Here is a 22,760-nt window from a genome sequence, read left to right on the forward strand (position 1 = left end):
CACGATGAACAATCATTTCGCTGTAGTCGTCGTTGGGTTTGGACCGTCGGGTGCGGTGGCGGCGGGCCTGCTCGGCAATTTCGGCATCCGCGCGCTGTGCGTGGACCGCGCGCGCGCGGTCTACGACAAGCCGCGCGCAATCGCGGTCGATCACGAAATCATGCGGGTCTTTCAGGGACTGGGCGTGGTGGACCGGATCGCGGAACATGTCGCGGTGTTTCCGCCGTCCGAGTATTACGGCGTGGACGGTCAGCTGATCAAGCGTATCGACACGGTGCCGAAGCCTTATCCGCTCGGCTATACGCCGACGATGGTGTTCACGCAGCCGCCGGTCGAAGCGGCATTGCGCGAGCACGCGGCGTCGTACGACAGCGTGGAGATTGCGCTCGGCACGGAAGTGGTCGATTTCGTCGAAGCCGACGGCATCGTCACCGTGAACCTGAAGGACGACACCGGCGCGACGCGCACGGTCACGTGCGACTACCTGATCGGTTGCGACGGCGCGTCGAGCACGGTGCGCACGCAACTCGGCATCGCCTACGAAGACCTCGAATTCGACGAACCGTGGCTGGTGGTCGATGTGCGCGTCAACGAGCAAGGCGTCGAAAAGCTGCCGAAGGTCGCGATCCAGTATTGCGAGCCGTCGCGGCCGTGCACGTATATCGTTGGGCCGGGCGGTCATCGTCGCTGGGAAATCATGCTGATGGAAGGCGAAGACCCGCGCGCGATGCAGCAGGACGACGCGGTGTGGACGCTGCTCGGCCGCTGGCTGACGCCGCAGGACGGCGAACTGTGGCGTGCGGCGAGCTATCGCTTTCATGCGCTGGTCGCGAAGGAATGGCGGCGCGGCCGCGTGTTTATCGCGGGCGACGCGGCACATCAACAGCCGCCGTTTATCGGACAGGGCATGTGCCAGGGCGTGCGCGACGTCGTCAATCTGATCTGGAAGCTGAACGCGGTGATCCGTGGCGACGCCGACGCGTCGCTGCTCGATACGTATCAGACCGAACGCAGCACGCACGTGAAGCAGTTGACCACGCGCATCAAGGACATCGGCCGTCTGATCTGCGAACGCGATCCCGCTGCGGCGCGCGAACGCGATGCGCGTCTGTTGCGCGAAGCGGGCGGCGTCGTCAAGACGATCGCGCGTCAGGATATCGTGCCGAAGCTCGACGGCGGTCTGCTGTCGGCCAATGCGCATCCGGCCAACGGCGCGCTGTTTCCGCAGCCGCGTGTCGTCCACCGGAGCGCGGGTGACGATGCGCATGCGCTGTTCGATATCGTCGTCGGCGAGGGCTGGCGCGTCGTGACAGTCGGCAACGCGCCGGTTACGCCGAAGGTCGCGAGCGCGGCCGACGCACTCGGTGCGCAGATCGTCACGCTCGCACCGGATGGCGACGCGCATCACGCCACCACCGACGGTACGCGTTCCGTGGTCGAACTCGACGGCGTGCTGGCCGGCTGGTTCACGCGCAACCAGTGCGTGGCGGCGATCGTGCGGCCGGACCACTACGTGTACGGCATCGCGGCCGACGCCGATGCGCTCGAACGCGAACTCGCGAGCCTCATCGCGACGCTGCATCCGGCGCAAACCGTGGCGGCCTGACGCTACCTCGCGACGGCCGCCGCAACGCGGCCGTCGCGGCCGGTCCCGCACGATTCCGGCACAGCCTGCCGGCAAGCGGCGTAATCGCACGACAGATGCGGCGCCGCGACCATGCTCAAGGAGACAGCGGTGACAACGCTCATCAACGTGCGCGAAGAGCTCGCGCAAGCCCGCGTCGGACGGTTTCATCTGTGCTTCGCGGTGCTGGTCGGCTTCATCATGTTCTTCGACGGCTACGACCTGTTCAATGCCGCCTACGTGATTCCGCTGATTCGCCGTCAATGGCATCCCGATCCTTCGACCATCGGCATGATGCTCGCGAGCGGGATCGTCGGGCTGTCGGTCGGGTCGGTGGTGCAAGGCCTGCTCGCGGACCGGATCGGCCGCCGCAAGGTCATGCTGATCGCGCTCTGGGCGCTGACGGCGGCGAGCGCGCTGCTCGCCACCGTGGTCGATTCCGTGGCGGGTTTCATCGCGGTCCGGATCGCGATGGGCACGGCGCTCGGCATGGTCACGCCGCTCGCGCTCACGTGCATCAACGAATGGGCGCCGCGCCGCAACGCGAACACGTTCGCCACGTGGGTGTTCCAGTTCGGCTTTTCCGCAGGCGGGATCTGCGCGGGACTCGCAGGCATCGCACTGACGCCGCGCTTCGGCTGGCAATCGATGTACAGCGTGGGCGTGCTGTCCGCGCTGGTCGCCGTGGCGGCAATGAAATGGCTGCCCGAATCGGTCCAGTATCTGGCGTTGCGCGGCCGTCAGTCCGATGTGCTCGCATTGCTTGCCCGCGCCCGTCCGGAGCGCGCCGATCTCTACGCAAACGCTCGGGTCGCGCCGGTGCCGCGTGTGGCGCGCGCGGGTTCGATCGGGGCGTTGCTCGCACCGCCGTATCGTCGCAATACGCTGGTTCACTGGATCGCGGGCGCGTTGAGTCTGTTCTGCATTCATGGCCTGACTGGCTGGCTGCCGTCGCTGGTGGTCGCGAAAGGACAGGGCGTGTCGTCGGCGTTTGCATACGGAACGCTGGTGATGGTCGCGTCGGTGTTCGGCGGCGTGGCGATGGGCTGGCTCGCCGACCGGATGCGCAGCCGCATCCGCGCGATGACGATCGGCTATGCGCTCGCGGCGCTCGGCATGGCGAGTCTCGCGTTCGCACTCGGCAGGCCGGTCGGTGTCGTGCTGATTGCGGCGACCGGCTTTTTCGCGTTTGGCGCGCAAGCCGTGCTGAACAATTATCAGGCGATGTCGTACCGTACCGAAGTGCGCAGCACGGGCATGGGCGTGGCCGTCGGATTGAACCGGATCGGTGGCATACTTGGGCCCGTCGTGGTCGGCGTGGTGGCGTCGATTCACCCTGAACCGCTTTATACGTTCGCCCTTTTCGCGGGCGCGCTGGCTATCGCGGCCATCGTGATCGCACTGGGACGCGTCGAGATCGGCGCGCTTCCGGCGAACGGCGCGGGCCATGACGCGACGGATGCAGCGGAGATGCCGGATCAATCGGTGGCACGATCGGCCCGCGCCGACATGCATCGCGCGCATCCCGCCGGATAGCACGCCCGATAGCGCGCCGGATCGCACGCGGCGGCGCGACCATCGCAAGCACCGGATAAAAGCGGCCGCCCATGAGCGGCCGCCGTCTTATGGAGACAGTGGCAATGCGTTTCAACAAACTCGACCTGAATCTGCTGGTGGCGCTCGATGCACTGCTCGACGAGCGCAAGATCACGCGCGCAGCGGAGCGGCTAAGTCTGAGCCAGTCCGCGATCAGCGGCATGCTCGGACGCCTTCGCGAATACTTCGACGACGAACTGCTCGTGCAGGTCGGCCGCACGCTCGAACTCACGCCGCTCGCGCTGGAACTCGTGACGCCCGTCAGGAACGTGCTGTTGCAGATTCAAACCGTGGTCGCGATCAATCCCGGCTTCGATCCGTCCACCGCGCGACGGCACTTCAAGATCGCCACGTCCGACTATGTGATTTCTATTTTTCTGCGCAAGGCGATTCCGCTGCTCGAACGGCTCGCGCCGAACATCACGATCGAGTTCATGCCGCAAGTCGAGGACACCGCCGAAAAGCTGCGGCGCGGCGAATACGACTTCCTGATCATTCCCGAACCTTTCCTCGCCGACGACCAGCCGCGCGTGGCGCTCTTCGAAGACGACTACGTCTGCGCGGTCTGGGACGACAACACGTCGGTCGGACACAGCGTCAGTCTGGAGAAATACACGCAGATGGGCCACGTCGCCGTGCTGCTCGGCTGGCCGCGCGCGCCGACCTACGAAAGCCGCTTTCTCGACGCGAACGGTCTCAAGCGGCATGTCAAGGTGACGACTTCGGATTTCGGTTCGGTGGCGCCCGCGCTGGTCGGCACGCAACTGATCGCGACCGTGCACCGGCGGCTCGCGAACGAATTCGCGCGGCGCTATCCGCTGCGTCTGATCGAACCGCCGCTGGCGATTCCCAAAGTGCGCGAGTGTCTGCAATGGCACGAGTATCGCGACAAGGACCCGTGCCATCACTGGGTGCGTCAACTGCTGATCGACACGGCTGCCCGCATCGACGACGATGCGGACAACGGCGTATCGCGCGTCAGAACTTGTAGAACACGTTGACCCACAACAGGTCGCCCTTGGCGGTGTTGCGGGCATACACCTGGTGTTGCCACGCGACGTAACCGCCGAACTTCTGATTCCCCCACCCGATTTGCGGACCGACGGCGACATCGCGCACGCGATAACCGTCGCCGTTGACGAGCGAGCCGTTGAGCGTGTCGTTCGACAACTGGTTGTGCCAGTAGCCGCCCACGCCCGCGAACACGCCGTTGGTGAAGTGATAGTTCAGCGCATAGTCGAGATCGGTTTCGACGCCCGACTTGTAGCCGTCCGAGCGGTTCTTGCTGTTGAAGATGACCTTCATCATCCCGCTCGCTTCCCATTGCCGCGCGAAGAACCACGACACCGCGTAATCGGCTTGCAGCGCGTAGTAGTTGCGGCCCACGTTGACCGCGCGATTCGGGTCGTACGAACCGGTCGGCAGCACCGCGAGCAGCGACACCATCTGATGTAGCGTCGGGCTATGCCAGCCGATCGACGGTCCCAGCGACGTATCGCCGATCCCGTTGTTATGGCCGTTTGCGTATTGCGAGCTGAGCGTGGTCGTCACATACGCGGACGCGATTTCGAATGCAGTATCGCCGCCGAACAGCTTCAGGTTTTCGAACACATGCAGATAGCGCAGCGAATGCGCCTGCACGCGCAGGTCGCCGTTGGGCAGCGTGTTCTTGCCGTCGTTGCCGGGGAACTTGTCGGCGTAGACCCACGTGTTGTAGTTCAGCAGATAGTCGCCCGGGTCCTGCAACACGCCCGAGGCAATCGTCTGCACGCCGATCGGCACGACGGTGCCGCCGCCTTCAGTGGCGTGCGCCGCGTGAGAGGTGAACAGCGCGGCGCAAGCGCACGGAATCGCGATCCGCTGGATCGATTTCATAGTGGGTGTCTCCTGTTGTCGTTTTAGGTCGTTCGCTTTCGCGGCTTTGCTACGGTGCGTGTCGTCAGCGCTGCGTGATCCGGTCGAGGAAGCCGAGCAGCGTCGATGCGAGTACGTCGTCCACGGTGTTGACCGCTTCCAGTTGCGACAGATGGTTGTGCGCGGCGATCACGTTCAGGTCGGGCGCGAAGCCGTGTCGGGTGACGAGTCGCGCGAACAGTTCGCCCGCCTGCACCTGCATTTGCGGCGGATCGAGTTCGGCATAGGTGACGAGCACCGGGAACGGTTGCGCGTCGATATGCTCGACTGTGGACATCGCCGGATAGCGGCTGGCGTCGGTGCCGAAATACGCTTCGTTGCGCGGATCGGGCGTCGCGATACCGAACTGTCGGCGCGCGAGCCATTCGAGTTGCGCGTTGTAGACGCCGGAAATCAGCACGGCGGCTGCGGGAGGCGGCACTTGCGGATGCCGGAAGCGCGACATCAGCGTGGCGGCCGCCGCATGCGCTGCACCAGCCGATTCCCCGGCGATCACGATCCGCTGCGGATCGACGCCGAGTTCGGCGGCGTGTTCATGCGCCCATGCCCACGCGGCGGCCACATCCTCAGCGCCCGCCGGCCATCGATGATCCGGACCGAGCCGGTAGTTCGGCAACACGGTGACGTAACCGGCGCGCGCCATGCGCCAGCCGACGTTCGCGCGCTCGCGCCGGTCGCCGCGAATAAAGCCGCCGCCATGCACGAACAGCAGCAACGGACGCAGCGCGTCGGCAGTGCCGGACGTGCCGGAAGGATTGGGCGTGTACACGTCGAGCGTATGGCGCGCGTCGGTGCCGTAGGCGATGTCGCTGCGCAGCGTCGCGCCGTCGGTGCGTTGATCGACGCGATACGGCGCATACCAGCCTTTCACGCGCGGCGCATCGATCACCGCACCCAACGCGCGGATCGATGCGTCGAGTTCGGTGGCGGCGCGAGCCGCGTGCACGGTGTCGTCGAATGCGGTCATCGCGACGTCCTCACGCGTGAACAGCGTGTTCGACGAGATGCAACGGCATCTTGTGGAACTGGCCGTCTTTCATGATGGCGGCGAGGCGGCGCTTGTCCTGCAGAATCGACACGTCGGCCGTCGGATCGCCATCGACCAGCAGCAGGTCGGCGAGATAGCCCGGCTCGATGCGGCCGAGTTCATCGCCGAGACCCATGATCTGTCCGCCGAGCGCGGTCGCCGCATGCAAGGCTTCCGATGCGGTATAGCCGAACAGTTCGACGAACAGTTGCAGGTCGCGCGCGTTGCGGCCGTTCGGATTGAACGGGAAGCCGTAGTCGCCGCCCGGCAGAATCCGCACGCCGCGCTTGCGCAGTTCCGGAATCAGTTTCTGTTGCCGTTCGCGGACTTCGGCGGCGCTGCGCTTCATTTCGCGCATATCGAAGTGCGGCGGCGGGTTGGCGTCGAGCGTCGCCTGAATGATGCCGATCGCCGGTGCGACGAAAATCTCGTCGCGGTGCGCTTCGAGCATATCGAGCGCTTCCGCGTCGGCGTAGGTGCAGTGATACAGCACGCGAAAGCCGTTGCGCAACGCCATCTTCACCGCTTCGGCGGCTTGCGCGTGCGCCGCGAGCCACACGCCTGACGCCTTCGCTTCTTCGCCGGCGGCGCGTGCTTCTTCGTCGGTGTACAGCAGTTGTTGCGATGCGCCCGGTTGCAATGCGTCTTCGCCGGACAGCAGGAATTTGACCGAGCGCGCGCCCATCTCCGCGCAGCCGCGCACGAACGCGCGGATCGCGTCGGGGCCGGTGCCGTGCGGATCGATCTCGCCGGGGTTGAGCGCCTGTTCGTCGGATGCGATCGGCGGCGTGCGCTCGATCGACGACGCAATCAGACGCGGTCCCGGCATCCCGCCGCTTTCGATCTGCGCGACCAGCGCCACCTCGACTCGCTTGCTCAGCGAACCCGCCGAATACGCGCTGGTGAACCCGTGATCGAGCAGGATGCGTGCGTTGCGCGCGGTCGTCAGCACCAGTTCTTCGGGCGGCAACGACATGCCCGGAACGAAGCGCTCGACGGAACTGGGCCACGACAGATGCGCGTGCGCTTCGACGAGGCCGGGCATCAGCACCGCGCCCTTGCAATCGAAAACCGTGTCGCCGTCTTGCGCGGGCATCGCGTCGTCGAGCGACTTCACCGAGACGATCCGGTTGCCTTCGACGCGCACTTGCGCGGGGAATAACGGCGCGCCGCTACCGTCGAATACGCGAACGTCGTTGAACACAGTGACTGCCATGTAAACCTCGGGAAAAAGAGTCGTAGAAAAGTCAGGACGCACGGGTGGCGTGAGCACCATCGAGCGGCGCGCTCATCAGCGTCACGCCACGCAGGCGAAGCATGAACAGCACGCTGATCGCGCCGATAACGGTCGCGGCGATGCCGATCGCTTCGAATCCGGCGTGCACGATCAGCGCGCCGCCGAGAATCGGGCCGACGGCGGAACCCGCCATCAGCATGGCCGGTGTGGATGCCACCGCGCGGCCGGTCGTATCGATGCGGGCCAGCAGCCCGAACAGAAACGTATGGGTGAAGATCATCGCGAACACCCACAGGGCGGTCGCGACCGCGTAGGGCGCGAAGCTGGTGGCGCGCGTGATGGTCAGTGCGAGCACCGCCTGCGCGACCGGTCCGGCAATCGCGACGGTGCGTGCGTCGAGGCGTTTTTGCAGCAGCGCGGCCAGCAGCGGCGGCAACAGATTCACCAGACCGACGGCGATCAGCACCGCGTTGATCTTCGGACTGCCGAAGCCGCGCGTCACCCCGATCCGCTCGACGAAACTGAACACCAGCGCCTGATTCACAGCCATGAACACGATGCCGAAAATCGCGCTCCAGCAGCCGGCCGGAAGCGGCGTTCCGGCGATGCGTGCCGTGCCGGTCGCGCTGAAGGCGGAGCTGGAACCACGCGGAAAACCGATTGCCGTGACGATGCACGCGGTGCCCGCGAGTGCGGCAAACAGGATGAACAGCGACGCGCCGCCCGCATGCACGATCACTTGCGGCGCGCCGCCGAGGAACACCACAGCGAACAGCGCAAGCGCGAGATGCGAGACCGCGAACAGCCGATGCGGATTTTTCGAGCGGCCGATTGCACCGTGCGCGAACGACAGCCCGCAACCGGTGCCGGCACCGGCCAGCGCATGCGCGACGCACATGCCGCCGAAGCTGCCGGTCTGCGACAGCGCGAAGAAACCCGCCGTGGCGAGCGCGAAACCGATGGGCGCGGCGCGGTGGCCGCGAATCCGGTCGAAGCGTGGCGCGAAGAACGCCGAGAACACGACGGCAAACAGCAGATACAACGTGACCAGCATGCCCGCGCGCTGCGCATCGAAGTGGAAGTACTGCATCAGCGTGCCGACCCAGACGGGCAAGGCAACCAGGTCGATCATGCCGGCCACGTGAGCGACGACCAGCGCGGCGTATCTGCCGGAGGGACGGGGCATGCTGTCTCCTTTGGGGATTATTAGATCGGTCATCTCATCGGTGTGGATGACTCGGAGCGAGTCTACGGATGGCGCTTCGCGTCTGCGCGCCTGTTTTGCGATAGGAGGTATCGCAATTCGCGGGGCCGGGTTTTCCCCGTGTATCGGGCGTCGCGCCTATCGCGATTCGTGATGACAGGTATCGCCAAACGTGGCGTCACCGGTTATGGCCTTCCTCTACGATGGTCGTGCATCGACCTACAAAAAACGGACCGGCGCGTTTTATCGCGGGCGAGTCCCAACACCGGAGACATAACAATGAACAGGCGAATCCCGTCGCGTGTCGGACCGTTCGCGTGCATGACGATCACGGCGGCACTGGCGCTGTCCGCATGCGGCGGCAATACCACCAGTGACACGGCCGCATCGTGGCCGTCGAGCGTGACGAATGCGTCGTGGCAGCCCGCGACCGGCAAACTCAAAGCGGTGAAGATCGTCAGCGTGAGCGGCAGCGTGTCGGGCGCGGACTCGCTGCTGTCGGGTGGATCGGCGACGCTGCAATACTCGGCGGGCGGCACGCCGCCTGTGGTCGTGCTCGATTACGGACGCGAAGTCGGCGGCTTGCCGTACTTCGACGTCTCCGCGCAAAGCGGCTCGCCGATGCTGTCGGCAGCGTTCAGCGAAAGCCGTCCGAACGCCACGACCGGCGACGTCGGCGCGGGGCTGACGGTATCGGTCGATCCGAATCGCGTGAGCCTGTATCCGGTGACGACGACCGGCACGATCACCAGCGCGGCGATCCAGGGCGGCGAACGCTACGAAGCAATTTCACTGACGACGCCAGGCGCGGTCACGCTGAGCGCCGCCGGTATCGAATCGCTGTACACGCCACCTACCTCGACCGTCACCGGTTCGTTCGCGTCGAGTTCCGACACGCTGAACAGCATCTGGACGGCAGGCGCTTACACGGTGGAAATGACGCGGCTGGCGGCATCGTCGTTGCCGCTCGCATGGCAGGCCGGCAGCGACGGCGTGACGATCGGTACGAGCGGCACCGGCATCGTGCAGAAGAGCGGCAACTGGCCGAGCGACTACACGATGTCGTTCGACGTGCGCGTGAATCTCAATGGCGCTGGCTGGGTAATGCGCAACACGTCGAACCTGACGAGTCTGCGCTTCGTGTTGCGCAGCGCATCGGACACGACCGGCACGCCCGACACGCTCGAATTCGACGCGTTCAGCACGTTTACCGGCGGCAGCACGAAGCTCGCGTCGCTCGCGTTGCCGTCGAGCGTCGCGACCGGCACATGGCATACCGTCAAGACTAAAATGAGCGGCGCGACGATCGACGTGTCGCTCGACGGCACATCGATCGGCACGCTCGATTCCGCCGCGCTCGGTGCATCGTCGATCCTGTTGTCGAACTACGGCAGTGCGGGATTTTTCAACGAACCGGGCCACCAGGCGACCTATCGCAATCTGTCGATTACCGATGCATCGAACGGCGCGCTGTATGCGAATGCATTGACCACGAGCGCCGCGCTCGACGACTTCTCCGCGAATACCAACGCGCTCGCGCAACTGATCGACGGCGCGAAGCGTGACCGCACGGTGTGGGGCGCGGACATCGCCGTGGCCGGTCCGACGCTGTTCTACACGTCGAACCAGACCGATGCGATTGCGGGCTCGATCCGTCTGCTCGGCAGTTACCGGCTCGCGAACGGCGAGGTGTCGACCACCCACAGTCCGCAAGATCCGCTGATCAGCGGCACCGCGGATACCTACAGTTCGTCGAACTTCTATTCCGCGCAGTATTCGATGTACTTCATCCGTTTGCTGCACGATTACTACCAGTTCACCGGCGACGCATCGCTCGTCAACGAGCAGTTCGCGGCAGTGCAAGGCGAGTTGGGTTATTTGCAGACGCTGGTGGATTCGAACGGTCTGATATCGGTGACGGCGGCGAATGCGCAAGACTGGTTGCCCGATTTCACGAATCCGGTGACGGGCGAAGTCACGTCCACCAACGTGCTGTACTACCGCACGCTGACCGAGGCCGCGAGTCTTGCGCAGGCGCTCGGCGCGACATCGACGGCTGCGACGTGGACTGCGCAGGCGGCCGCGTTGAAGACCGCGATCAACGCGCATCTGTACAACAGCGCAACGGGCTTCTACGGGATGAGCGCGTCGAACCTGACGGCGCTCGCGCAGGATGCGAATGCGCTGGCGGTGTCGAGCGGCGTGGCGTCTTCGGGTCAGGCGGCGTCGCTGCTGGCGCGCATCGCGGACGGCCTCGCGAGCAGTGTCGGACGGCTGGCGTTTTCGTCGGACAGCGGACGCGCGGTGGTGGTCAGTCCGTATGCGAGCGACGCCGAAGTGCGCGCGCGTTTCGAAACCGGCGACACGAAAGGCGCGTTGGCGTTGATTTCCACGCTGTGGGGCAACATGATCGTCGAGGGCGACTATGCCACCGGCACGACTTGGGAAGCGCTGAATGCGAGCGGTCAGCCGGTGAGTACGCAAACGAGTCTCGCGCACGGCTGGTCGTCGGGACCGACCTCGGCGTTATCGCGCTATGTGCTGGGTATCCGGCCCGCCGCGCCGGGCTACAGTCAGTGGCTGATCAAGCCGCAAACGGGTGGACTGAGCTGGGTGGTCGGCTCGGCGCCGACGCCGCATGGCGCGATTGCGGTGAAATGGGCAGTCTCGACGACGGGCTCGGTCGCGATGAACGTCGTGGTGCCGACGGGCACCACCGGCACGATCGCCGTGCCTTCGGGTGGAACCGTGACGGTCAACGGCAAGGCGGTCGCGACCGCTTCTAGCTCGGCACTCGATCCAAACGCAGTTGCCAGCGACGGCGGTGCGTATCGCTATATCGACAATGTCGGGCCGGGGACGTATGCGATCGAGGCGGGGCGGTGACGCAGAAGCGTCATTCGCTGGACGAAAGTTGGTGGGACGACGCCATTCACCGCGTCTCTCACTTCCCCGCCGTACGCCGCCAGTTCCCCGGCGGCGTGCCGACCAGTTGCGAGAACTTCCGCGAGAAATGGCTCTGATCGGAGAAGCCGCAAGTCAGTGCGATCTCCGACAGCGACGCATCCGAACTCGCCAGCAACTCCCGCGCGCGATGAATCCGTTGCTGCAATTGCCACTGATGCGGCGTGCAATGCGTGGTCTCGCGAAACGCGCGGATAAAGTAGCTGCGCGACAGGTTGCAGGCTTTCGCGATCTGTTCGATCGACGTGCCGTCGTCGCTGGCCATCAGCATCTCTTTGGCGCGCGTTTCGTGCACATGCGACAGGCGGCGCGTGCTACTCGCAGGCAGCGACGGCGATGACGGCACGCCGCCGTATTGCTCGATGATGTGCGTGCCGATGGTCACGCCCAGTTGCTCGACGAACAGATCGCTCGATTGGTCGGGATGTTCGAGCATATGCGCGAGAATTTTTGCGAAATGGCCCAGCACCGGATCGCGTCGGACGGGCGGCGTGGAGAAGCCCGGCGCGTTGACGCCGCTGCGTTCGTACATCGCGTTGCCGACATACTCCGCCGACATCTCGACCAGCACGAAATCGAAATCGCCGTGCATGTCGGCCTTGTAGTCGTCGGAGAAATCGCGCACGTACACCGAGTCGTGCTCGAAACGCTGCGATACCTGACGCCGTCCGGAAAAAACCCGCCGATGATGCCCCGCGTTCAACGACACGCCCACCAGCACGCCGCGATCCGATGCCGGTGTCGTGACCGAACTGAGACGCTGGTTTTGCGTGCACTTCCGGAAGAACCGGAAATCGCCGGTATTGAGTTCGATATCTTTGACGAGACGGTTCGAGACGCACCCGAGTGAATCCTTCTGCCGTGCCGTCGCCACTGTCTGTTCGAGCATGATTCGTTACCTCTGTTCGTGCCTGCTGGATCGCATCCTATGTCACCCCGCCGCACAAACCCCGAACATGAACGATATTTTAGAAAATTCCCGGTAAGGAAAGGCGCGTGCGGCGGCCCGCGATTCCGGACATGAACGAAATTTAATAAAGCGGGCGACGCGGTCGCGCTGATTTCGAAGGCATGATGACGGGAATTCCGGCGTCCGGTCCGACGCCCGCGCGGCGCCGCAACGGGTTCGTGCCGTGAGCACGCTGCGCGCGAACGCCGTTCAAGCGACGATACAATGACAGCCGAAAGGCGTTCCGCCTTGCCTGCCCTAGGTTTCAGCGGGGTTCCGGAAGCGTTTCAGAAGAGTGGGTGAGTCCACATGAGAGCCGAATGAATATCTTGCTCGTCGAAGACAACGAGCCGGTCGCCCACTTCGTCAAGAAGGGTCTGGTGGAAGCCGGACACGCCATCGACCACGCGGACAACGGCCGGACCGGCATGCAACTCGCCACGCGCGGCACCTACGACGTGATCGTGATGGACCGCATGTTGCCCGGCGATATCGACGGACTGGACATCATTGCGCGGCTGCGCGGCACGGGCAACAAGGTGCCGATCCTGATTCTCAGCGCGCTCGCCGCCGTGGATGAACGCATTCGCGGGCTGAAAGCGGGCGGCGACGACTACCTCGTCAAGCCGTTTGCGTTCGGTGAACTGCTGGCGCGTATCGACGCGCTCGCGCGTCGCACGCAAGACAGCCCGACCGAGACAACGTTGTCGGTCGACGATCTGTGCATCGATCTGATTTCGCGCAAGGTGACCCGCGCCGGCAAGGCGATCTTGCTGCAACCGCGCGAATTCAAGCTGCTCGCGTACCTGATGCGCCACGCCGATCAGGTCGTCACGCGCAGCATGTTGCTGGAAAACATCTGGGACTACCACTTCGATCCGCAAACCAATGTGATCGACGTTCACGTCAGCAAGCTGCGGCAGAAAATCGATGCGGGTTTTGCGCGCTCGCTGCTGCACACGGTCCGCAACGCGGGCTACATGCTGACCGCCGACGACTGACCTATCCGAATCATTTTTTGCCCGGTGGTTTGACCGGGGCTGTCGAGGAACGCGTATGTCCGATCACACGATGGCTGCCGCAAGCGTCCTGTACGACGACGGCGAACTCGTGCTGTCGCGGATGGGCGCCGACGCCGACACGTTTCTGACGCTGTCGCCCGCGCGCGATTGCACGCAGCCCGTCGCGCGTCTCGCCGACCGCTTTGCGCATGCGCTGTCGCTGCGTTCCGTGCTCGACCTGCCGTGCGTCGCGCGTCCGTGTGAACTGATCGAACTCGACGGCCGTCCCGCGCTGATGCTCGACGATCCCGGCGGCATGCCGCTCGCGGGCATGCTCGCCGCGCGCTGGCCGACCGGCCGTTTTCTCGACGTTGCCGTGGCGCTGGCGGTTGCGCTCGGCGAGTTGCATCGGCGCGACCTGATCGTGCGCGACGTGCGTCCTGCTGCAATTCTCGTCACGCCGGAAGGCGCGGTCGCGTTCACGCGTTTCGGCTTCGCCGCGCGCGTGTCGCGCGAGCGTCGGGCGCTCGACGCGGCATCGCCCGTCAGTGCGGAAATCGGCTCGCTGATCTATGTCGCGCCCGAACTGACCGGCCGGATGAGCCGTCCCGTCGATGCGCGCGCCGATCTGTATTCGCTCGGCGTGGTGCTGTATCAGATGCTCTGCGGCGACTTGCCGTTCACGGCGAGTACGGCGGTCGAGTGGATTCATTCGCATATGACCCGCCAGCCGGCGCCGCTCGCCGAACGCGTGCCGGGCGTGCCGTCGGTCGTCGCCGCGATCGTGACGACACTGCTGGCGAAAAGCGCGGACGACCGCTATCAGACGGCCGCCGCGCTCGAAGCCGATCTGCGCCGCTGTCTCGAACAATGGACCGCCGACGCGGCAATCGCGCCGTTCGAGCTGACGCCGCACCACGCCGTCAAGCGGCTGACGATCCCCGATCAACTGTACGGACGCCGCGCCGATCTCGCGCAGCTCGAGGTCGCGCATGCACGCGTGCGTCGCGCGGGCCGCTGCGAACTGGTGCTGGTCGCCGGGCCGTCGGGCGTCGGCAAGTCGGCGCTGGTCGGGCGGTTCGCGCGCGATCTGTGCGGACGCTTCGTCGCGGGCAAGTTCGATCAGTACAAGCGCGACATTCCATACGCAACGCTCGCGCAGGCATTCCAGGCGTCGATCCGGCAGATTCTCGCGGGTAGCTGCGAACAGGTCGAACACTGGCGCGCCCGTCTGCGCGACGCGCTGGGGCCGAACGGTCAGTTGCTGGTCGATCTGATTCCGGAATTGCAACTGGTGATCGGACCGCAAGCGGCGTTGCCGGAACTGCCGCCTCACGACGCTCAGGCGCGCTTCCATACGGCGATGCGCCGCTTTGTCGCGGCGTTCGGTCAGCCCGGCGAGCCGCTGGTGCTGTTTCTCGACGATCTGCAATGGCTGGACGCGGCCACGTTGACGCTGCTGGAACAACTCGCCGCCGTCGCGCCGGTCCACGATCTGCTGATCATCGGCGCGTATCGCGACAATGAAGTCGGCGCGACGCATCCGTTGACGCGCGTGATCGACGCGATCCGGACGGCGGGCGGTCAGGTCAGCGACATCGTGCTGAACCCGCTTGCCGCCGCCGACGTGCACCGGCTGATCGTCGATGCGCTCGGCAGCGATGCCGCCACCGCGCAACCGCTCGCAGACCTGCTGTACGACAAGACGCTCGGCAATCCGCTGTTCGCGAACCAGTTGCTGATGACGATGGCGGACACCGGCAGGATCGCGTTCGACCCTGCCGTTCGCGCGTGGCGTTGGGATCTCGCCGCGATTCGCGCGCATCTGTCGGCGGGCGATATCGTCGATCTGCTGGTCGGGAAGATCGACGGTTTGTCGGCGGCGTGCCGCGAAGCGCTCGCGCATCTCGCGTGTCTCGGCGACGCCGTGTCGCTGCCGACGCTCGCGCGTGCGAGCGGCGTCGCGCCGGAGCAAATCGAGGCGGCGCTCGCGGATGCGCTGTCCGCGGGCCTCGTGTATCACGCCGACGGCGGCTACCGGATGATCCACGACCGCGTGCAGGAAGCGGCGTACGCGACCATCGCATCCGGCGCGCGCGCGGCGATGCACCTGAAAATCGCGCGTGCGTTGATCGGCGAAACGCCGCACGCGCAGATCGAGCGCGGCGTGTTCGAGATCGTCAGCCAGTTGAATCGCGCGCTCGATCTGATCGTCGATCCGGTCGAGCGCGTGCAGGCGGCCAACCTGAACCTGATGGCGGCGCGGCGCGCGAAAGGATCGACCGCGTATGCGTCGGCGAAGCTGTATCTGGGCACCGGCCTCGCGTTGTGCGACGCGAACGTTTGGGCCGACCACTATCCGCTCGCGTTCGCGCTCGATTACCACCTCGCCGAATGCGAGTTCCTGACGGGCGACACTGACCGCGCCCGCACGCGGCTCGGCGTACTCGCGACCCGCGCCGACAGTCTCGTGGATCGTGCGGCAGTCGCGTGGCTGCGCGTCACGCTGTTCACCGCGCTCGACCGCAGCGACGTCGCCGTGGAGTTGTGCCTCGACTATCTGCGCAGCGTCGGCGTGGACTGGACCGCGCATCCGTCCCGTGACGACGCGCTGGCCGAATACGATGCGCTGCTCGCGCAGATCGACGGCCGCCCGATCGCGTCGCTGATCGACTTGCCGTTGCTCAGCGACCGCGACCGCCGCGCGACGCTCGACGTGCTGACAGCCGTGCTGCCGCCCGCATTTTTCAGCGACCAGAATCTGGTCTGCCTCGTGCTGTGCCGGATGGCGAACCTGAGCCTCGCGTATGGCAACAGCGCCGCGTCGTCGCTGGGTTATGCGTATCTCGGGATGGTCGCCGGGCCGTGTTTCGGCGACTATCAGGCCGGTTTCCAGTTCGGCAAACTCGGCCTCGCGCTGGTCGACGAACGCGGGCTCGACCGCTTTCAGGCGCGCGTCTATATGTGCTTCGCGTATCACGTAATGCCGTGGACGCGCCATATCGCCACCGGCCTGCCGCTGCTGCGCCGCGCATTCGACGCCGCCAGCGAGCGCGGCGATCTGACGTATATGGGCTTCAGTTCGTGCACGCTGATCACGAGCCTGCTCGCGGCGGGCGCGAACCTCGTCGATATCGAGCGGCAGGCGCAAGAGCGGCTCGAACTGGTGCAAGCCGCGAAGTTCGGTTTGATCGTCGACATCGTCACCGGTCAGTTGCGGCTGGTGCGAATCCTGCGCGGCGTGCCGCAAGATGCCGGCTTCGACGAAACCGCGTTCGAGGCGCATCTCGCGTCCGATCCGTGCCTGGCGATTGCCGAGTGCTGGTACTGGATTCGCAAGTTGCAGGCGAGCTTCCTGGGCGGCGATACGGCTGCGGCGCAGCGCGCGGCCGACCGCGCGGAGCCGTTGCTGTGGACGTCGTCCGGGCACTTCGAAGTCGCGGAGTTTCATTTCTACGCGATGCTCGCGCGGCTCGCGGCGATCGCGCCCGGCGATGCGTTGACGCCGGCACTGCGCGCGCATCACGCGCAACTGGCGCAATGGGCCGAGCATTGCCCGGACAATTTCGCGTGCCGCTTCAGTCTCGTGCAGGCGGAACTCGCGGCACGCGACGGCGCGCAGCGCGACGCGATGCGTCACTACGATCGCGCGATCGCCGACGCGCGCGCGCACGATTTCGTCCATATCGATGCGCTCGCGCATGAACGTGCCGCCGCGTTTTACGACGCAGGCGGATTTGCCGCGATTGCCCAGTTGTACCGGCAGAACGCGCGGGCCGCGTGGCAGCGATGGGGCGCCGCGAACCGCGTCGCGGCCATCGATCGGCTCGATATGGCCAACGCCGGCGCATCGGCCGCGCTGGCCCAGCCCGACGGGCACGCAGTCGCGCGCACGACCGTGTCGCTCGACAGCCTCGATCTGGCCGGTATCGTCGAATCGTCGCAGGCGCTGTCCGGCGAAGTCGTGCTGGAGCGGTTGATCCGCACGCTGATGGGCATCATGCTCGAACACGCCGGGGCCGGGCGCGGCCTGCTGGTGATTCCGCGCGGCGACGCGTTGTGGATCGAAGCCGAGGCCGCGACCGGGCGCACCGGCATGCAGATGACGACCGGTTCGCGCGAGGTGTCGGCGCATGCGCTGCCGTTGTCGTTGCTGCACTACGCGATCCGCACGCAGCAGTTCGTGTTGCTCGACGACACCCAGCCCGCGCCGCCGCAGTTCGCCAACGATCCCTATCTGCACAGCGCGCATCCGCGCTCCGCGCTGTGTCTGCCGCTGACGAACCAGAAACGGCCGATCGGCGCGCTGTACCTCGAAAACAACCTGATGCCGGGCGTGTTCACGCCGTCGCGCGTGACCGTGTTGCGGCTGCTGGCGTCGCAAGCGGCGATTTCGCTCGAGAACGCGTCGCTACAACAAAAGGAAGCGCTCCTCGAAGAGAAGGACGCGTTGCTCAAGGAAGTGCATCACCGCGTGAAAAACAATCTTCAACTGATCAGCAGCCTGCTGAATCTTCAGGCCGCGAACGTCGACGATCCCGTGGTTGCAGGGCTGTTTTCGGATAGTCGCAACCGCGTGCGCTCGATGGCGCTGGTGCACGAAAACCTCTACCGTGCAGGCAATTTCGCGCGCATCCCGATGGCGATGCATATCGAACGGCTGTGCGGGCATCTGGCGCGCGCCTACGATCTGCACCGGCAGCGCGTCGAACTCGAACTTGCCGTCGACGATATCGAACTCGACATGAATACCGCGACGTCGTGCGGACTGATCATCAACGAGCTGGTATCGAACGCGCTGAAGCATGCGTTCGCCGGTCGCGGCGGTCATCTGCGCGTGACGTTGCAGCGCGCGGACGACGGGCAATGCCGGCTGTGTGTCGCCGACGACGGCATCGGTATCGGCGCGAGCGTCGGCCGTAACGTGGTTGCCGGTCACGCCGATTCGCTCGGTCTTCAACTGGTCGACGACCTGACCCAGCAGATGCGCGGCACGCTCGCCGTCGACAGTGACGGTGGCACCTGCTTTACCGTCACGTTCGACGCCGCTAACAAGCGGAACCATTGATATGGAGCACGCGCGCATTCTCATCGTCGAAGACGACCGGATCGTCGCTCGCGATATCCAGCAGCAGTTACAGCGCATCGGTCACACCATCGCGGGCGTGACGGCGCGGGGCGAAGACGCGCTGCAACTCGCGCTCGATACCGCGCCCGACCTCGTGCTGATGGACGTGCGGCTCGAAGGCGAGATCGACGGCATCGACGTGGCGCGCCAGTTGCGCGACCGCTGCCGGATTCCGGTGGTGTTTCTCACCGCTTACGCCGACAGCGAAACGGTCGAGCGCGCGGCGCACGCGGAACCGTTCGGCTACATCCTGAAGCCGTTCGAAGATCTGCAACTTCGCACTGTCGTCGAGATGGCGCTGTACAAGCATCGCGCCGAAGCGCGCCTGCGCGAAAGCGAACGGCGCTATGCGATCACGTTGTCGAGTATCGGCGACGCCGTGATCGCCACCGACCGCGCATGCCGCATCACCTTCATGAATCCGGTCGCCGAAGCGCTGACCGGCTGGCCGCGCGACGCCGCGCTTGGCCAGCCCCTCAGCGATGTATTCGTCGCTATCGACGAAGCGAGCGGTCAGCCCATCGACGACCCCGCCGCGCGCGTGCTCGCGTCCGGCGCGGCCACGCATATCGTCGCGGATTCGATTGCGGACGCGGTCTCCGATACCGTGCTGGTGTCCATCGACGGCCGCCGCACGCCGATCGAAGCCAGCGCGTCGCCGATCGCCGGTGATCGCGCGAGCGTCGAAGGCGTGGTCGTGGTGTTCCACAACGTGTCGGAGCGTCGTCAGGCGGAGCAGGCCAGCTTGCTGCGCAAGACCAACGCGCGTCTCGAAGTCGCGATGCAAGGCTCGGATATCGGCGTGTGGGAAGTCGATATGCCGGACGGCGATTTCATGAACGGCCGCGCGCACTTCACGAACATCTGGGAGCGGCTCGGTTACGGCGCGCCCGCCGACACGCTCACGCCCGCGTCGTATATGAAGGTCGTGCATCCGGACGACCGCGTGCCGTCCAAACAGGCCGTCGATGCGTATCTGAGCGGCCGCGTCGCGTCGTTCGAACTCGAAAACCGCGTGTTGCGCGCCGACGGCGTCTACCGGCACATGCTGGTGCGCGGCACCGCGTTGCGCGATTCGCGCGGCAGGCCGGTGCGCTTTACCGGCACGGTGGTGGACATCACCAAACTGAAGCGCGCGGAAGAAGCGTTGCGCGAAAGCGAAGCGCGGTTTCGCGGCACCTTCGAAATCGACGCAGTAGGCGTTGCGCATTGCACGCTCGACGGCCGGTTTCTGCGCGTGAACCAGCGCTATTGCGCAATCGTCGGCTATCCGCGCGAGGTGTTGTTGCAGATGAATTTTCGCGACGTCACCGAGGCTTCGTTTCTCGACGTCAGCGTCGGCAATCTGGCGCGTCTGCTGCGCGGCGAGATCCAGCATTATTCGCAGGAAAAGCAGCTCGTCACGCGTAACGGCGAAGCCGTGTGGGTCAATGTATCGGTGGCGTTGCAGCGCGATGCGTCGGGTGAGCCGCTGCACACCATTGCTATCGTCGAAGATATTTCGCCGCGCAAGGCACTCGAAACCGTGGTCAGCGACGCGCGCAACACGGCGGAAGCGGCGAGCCGCGCGAAAGACCAGTTTCTCGCCAATATCAGCCACGAGTTGCGCACGCCGCTCAACGGCATTCTCGGCTACGCACAGATTCTGCGGCGCGACGCGACGCTTAGCGACCGGCAGCAGGCGGGTGTCGGCGTGATCCAGCAAAGCGGCGAACATCTGCTCACGCTGATCAACGATATTCTCGACTTTTCGCGTATCGAAGCGGGCAAGCTCGAACTCGACGTCACCGATGTCGCGCTGGCGCGCTTTCTGAATGTGATTGCCGAGATCGTGCGGGTACGCGCCGAACAGAAGCGGCTGTTTCTGCAATTCGACGCCGCAACGGATTTGCCGCAAGTGATCCGCATCGACGAACGGCGTTTGCGGCAGGTGCTGCTGAACCTGCTCGCCAATGCGATCAAGTTCACCGACAGCGGCACGGTCAGTCTGCACGTGCGCGGCGTCGCGCCGGACCGGCTGCGCTTCGAAGTGCGCGATACCGGCATCGGCATTCGCGGCGACCGGCTCGACGCGATCTTCGAACCGTTCGAACAAACCGGCGAAGTCACCCGACGCACCGGCGGCGCGGGGCTGGGGCTCGCGATCAGCCGTCAGTTGATCCGGCTGATGGGCAGCGACATTCACGTCGCCAGCACGGTCGGTTCCGGCAGTCTGTTCTGGTTCGAACTGGTGGCGCCGGCCTCGCATGCCGAGCAGCGCGGAACCGCGTCGCAACGCTGCGTGACGGGCTACGACGGGCCGCGAAAGTGCGTGCTGGTGATCGACGACATCGAGGCTAACCGGCTGTTTATCGTCGATACGTTGACGCGCGTGGGCTTCGATGTGATCGAAAGCGGCGATGGTGGCGACGGTCTGGAGAAGATTCGCGTGGCGCCGCCCGATCTCGTGCTGCTCGACTCGGTGATGCCCGGACTCGGCGGTGTCGATACGCTGCAGATGATCAGGGGCGCAGCGAGCACGGCGAGGTTGCCGGTCATCGCGATTTCCGCCGACGTCTCGCACGCCAACGTGCGCCGCAATCTCGATGCGGGCGCGAATGCGTTCCTGCCCAAACCGGTCGATCTCGACCAGTTGCTCGGCACGATCGGCGGCTTGCTCGGGCTGACGTGGACGCATCAGCCGGCATTGTCGTGTGCGGTCGCCGATGTCGACGCACCGGCGGAAACCGTGGTCGTGCCGCCCGCCGATGAAATGGCGGTGTTGCACCGCTTTGCGCTGCTCGGCTCGATGCGCGACATCGTTCGGCGCGCGCAGCGCCTCGAACAGAGCGATCGCCGGTATGCGCCTTTTGCCGCGCAGTTGCAGCAACTCGCGGCCAACTTCGAATCGCAGGCGCTGCTGCGCCTGATCGAATCTCATCTGGTCAAGGTCGAATAGGTATGGACGGCGGTTTTGACGAAACCACTCCGATGATTCTGGTCGTCGACGATACGCCCGCCAATCTCGGCGTCGTGGTCGATTGTCTGGAATCGCACCGGCTGCGCGTGACGATCGCGCGCGACGGCGCCGAAGCGTTGAGTCGCGCGGCTCTGAGCCAGCCCGATCTGATCCTGCTCGACGTGATGATGCCCGGCATCGACGGCTTCGAGACGTGCCGGCGTCTGAAGGCGCAGGACAGCACGCGTGACATTCCCGTCATCTTCATGACCTCGTTGACGCAGACCGAAGAGAAGGTCGTCGGTTTTCAGGCGGGCGCGGTCGATTACGTGACCAAGCCGCTCCAGGTCGAGGAAGTCGCGGCGCGCGTCAACACCCATCTGAAGCTGCGGACGCTGCAAAAGCTGCAACTGACGCACAACGCGCGGCTGCGCGACGAGATCGAAACGCGCAAGCGCGCGGAAGCCGAACTGACCGAAATGATGCATAGCGTGCGCAACGTGTCGAACGCGATCGCGCACGATCTGCGCACGCCGCTTGCCGAATTGCGCTCACGTCTCGAATCGCTGGCGGTGATGCGGCCCGCGCCCGAAGAAACGTTCGGCGAAGTCGAGGCGGCGTTGGCCGATGTGGATCGCGTGATCGCGATTTTCAATGCGCTGCTGCGGCTCGCGGAAATCGATGCGGGTATCCGCCAGGCGGGTTTCGTCGATGCCGATATCGGCGATCTGGTGTCGGACGCGGGCGAGTTCTATCTGCCGGTCGCGGAGTTGCGCGGGCTGAGTCTGTCGGTGGCATGTGTGGGCGATTTGCGCCGCGTCGCCGATCATCTGCTGATCGCGCAGGCGGTCGGCAACCTGATCGACAATGCGCTGAAATTCACGCCGCCGAACGGCACGATCCACGTCGCCGCACAGCGCAACGCCGACGGCTCGATTTCGATCTCGGTGTCGGACAACGGCCCTGGCATTCCCGAGCGCGACAGGCACAAGGTGACCGGGCGCTTCTATCGCGGCGATGCCAGTCGCGGCACGCCCGGTGTCGGTCTGGGACTGGCGCTGGTCGCGGCCGTGGCGACGCTGCACGGCGGCAGCGTCGCGTTCACCGACAACCAGCCCGGCACCACGGCGACGCTGCTGCTCGGCGCGACGCAGGGCGCTCGCGTGTCGTAACGGGCG

13 protein-coding genes are annotated in these 22,760 nt (G+C 65.4%); 8 read left to right on the top strand and 5 right to left on the bottom strand.

Annotated features, from left to right (window positions below; genetic code table 11):
• The first annotated feature begins 4 nt into the window (after window positions 1-4).
• From PW947_RS30635 to PW947_RS30645, 3 genes are all read left to right on the top strand, one after another.
• Window positions 5-1,606 (top strand): bifunctional 3-(3-hydroxy-phenyl)propionate/3-hydroxycinnamic acid hydroxylase, encoded by a 1,602-nt coding sequence (locus tag PW947_RS30635; protein WP_299636576.1) that lies wholly within the window; start codon window positions 5-7, stop codon window positions 1,604-1,606.
• A 129-nt stretch (window positions 1,607-1,735) separates the two neighbouring features.
• Window positions 1,736-3,160 (top strand): MFS transporter, encoded by a 1,425-nt coding sequence (locus PW947_RS30640; protein WP_299636578.1) that lies wholly within the window; start codon window positions 1,736-1,738, stop codon window positions 3,158-3,160.
• 104 nt (window positions 3,161-3,264) lie between these two features.
• Entirely contained in the window at window positions 3,265-4,221 is a 957-nt protein-coding gene (locus tag PW947_RS30645; protein WP_299636579.1) for a LysR family transcriptional regulator, read from the top strand.
• Here PW947_RS30645 and PW947_RS30650 read toward each other — a convergent pair.
• The 4 genes from PW947_RS30650 to PW947_RS30665 all read right to left on the bottom strand — a co-directional run bounded on the left by PW947_RS30650 (window position 4,199) and on the right by PW947_RS30665 (window position 8,584).
• Window positions 4,199-5,095: a transporter gene (locus PW947_RS30650; RefSeq protein ID WP_299636580.1), complete on the bottom strand. Its 897-nt coding sequence runs from the start codon at window positions 5,093-5,095 to the stop codon at window positions 4,199-4,201. The genes PW947_RS30645 and PW947_RS30650 overlap by 23 nt on opposite strands.
• A gap of 64 nt (window positions 5,096-5,159) precedes the next feature.
• Window positions 5,160-6,101, bottom strand: coding sequence for an alpha/beta hydrolase (locus tag PW947_RS30655; RefSeq protein WP_299636581.1), 942 nt, complete (start codon window positions 6,099-6,101; stop codon window positions 5,160-5,162).
• Window positions 6,102-6,111: 10 nt separating this feature from the next.
• Window positions 6,112-7,377: an amidohydrolase family protein gene (locus PW947_RS30660; protein WP_299636582.1), complete on the bottom strand. Its 1,266-nt coding sequence runs from the start codon at window positions 7,375-7,377 to the stop codon at window positions 6,112-6,114.
• 31 nt (window positions 7,378-7,408) lie between these two features.
• On the bottom strand, window positions 7,409-8,584 hold the full coding sequence (locus tag PW947_RS30665) for an MFS transporter (RefSeq protein WP_299636583.1): 1,176 nt from the start codon (window positions 8,582-8,584) through the stop codon (window positions 7,409-7,411).
• Between the two features lie 297 nt (window positions 8,585-8,881).
• Between PW947_RS30665 and PW947_RS30670 the strand changes: the two genes are divergently transcribed.
• Entirely contained in the window at window positions 8,882-11,488 is a 2,607-nt protein-coding gene (locus PW947_RS30670; RefSeq protein ID WP_299636584.1) for an alpha-L-rhamnosidase C-terminal domain-containing protein, read from the top strand.
• A 58-nt stretch (window positions 11,489-11,546) separates the two neighbouring features.
• Here PW947_RS30670 and PW947_RS30675 read toward each other — a convergent pair whose 3' ends face one another.
• The gene (locus PW947_RS30675) at window positions 11,547-12,455 is read right to left on the bottom strand and encodes an AraC family transcriptional regulator (protein WP_299636585.1); all 909 of its coding nucleotides are present in this window, start codon (window positions 12,453-12,455) and stop codon (window positions 11,547-11,549) included.
• Between the two features lie 380 nt (window positions 12,456-12,835).
• On the opposite strand from PW947_RS30675, the gene PW947_RS30680 reads away from it, so the two are divergent.
• Genes PW947_RS30680 through PW947_RS30695 form a run of 4 tightly spaced genes read left to right on the top strand, consistent with a single transcriptional unit; the run spans window position 12,836 to window position 22,754 of the window.
• Window positions 12,836-13,516 (top strand): response regulator transcription factor, encoded by a 681-nt coding sequence (locus tag PW947_RS30680; protein ID WP_299636587.1) that lies wholly within the window; start codon window positions 12,836-12,838, stop codon window positions 13,514-13,516.
• A 55-nt stretch (window positions 13,517-13,571) separates the two neighbouring features.
• Window positions 13,572-18,584 carry an AAA family ATPase gene (locus tag PW947_RS30685; protein ID WP_299636589.1) on the top strand — a complete coding sequence of 1,671 codons (5,013 nt, stop codon included), beginning with the start codon at window positions 13,572-13,574 and terminating at the stop codon, window positions 18,582-18,584.
• Window position 18,585: 1 nt separating this feature from the next.
• Window positions 18,586-21,582, top strand: a complete 2,997-nt coding sequence (locus PW947_RS30690; protein ID WP_299636591.1) for a PAS domain S-box protein — start codon at window positions 18,586-18,588, stop codon at window positions 21,580-21,582.
• Between the two features lie 2 nt (window positions 21,583-21,584).
• The gene (locus tag PW947_RS30695) at window positions 21,585-22,754 is read left to right on the top strand and encodes a hybrid sensor histidine kinase/response regulator (RefSeq protein WP_299636593.1); all 1,170 of its coding nucleotides are present in this window, start codon (window positions 21,585-21,587) and stop codon (window positions 22,752-22,754) included.
• The last annotated feature ends 6 nt before the right edge of the window (window positions 22,755-22,760 follow it).

The sequence above is a fragment of the Paraburkholderia sp. genome (genome assembly GCF_028283785.1).
Lineage (GTDB): Bacteria > Pseudomonadota > Gammaproteobacteria > Burkholderiales > Burkholderiaceae > Paraburkholderia.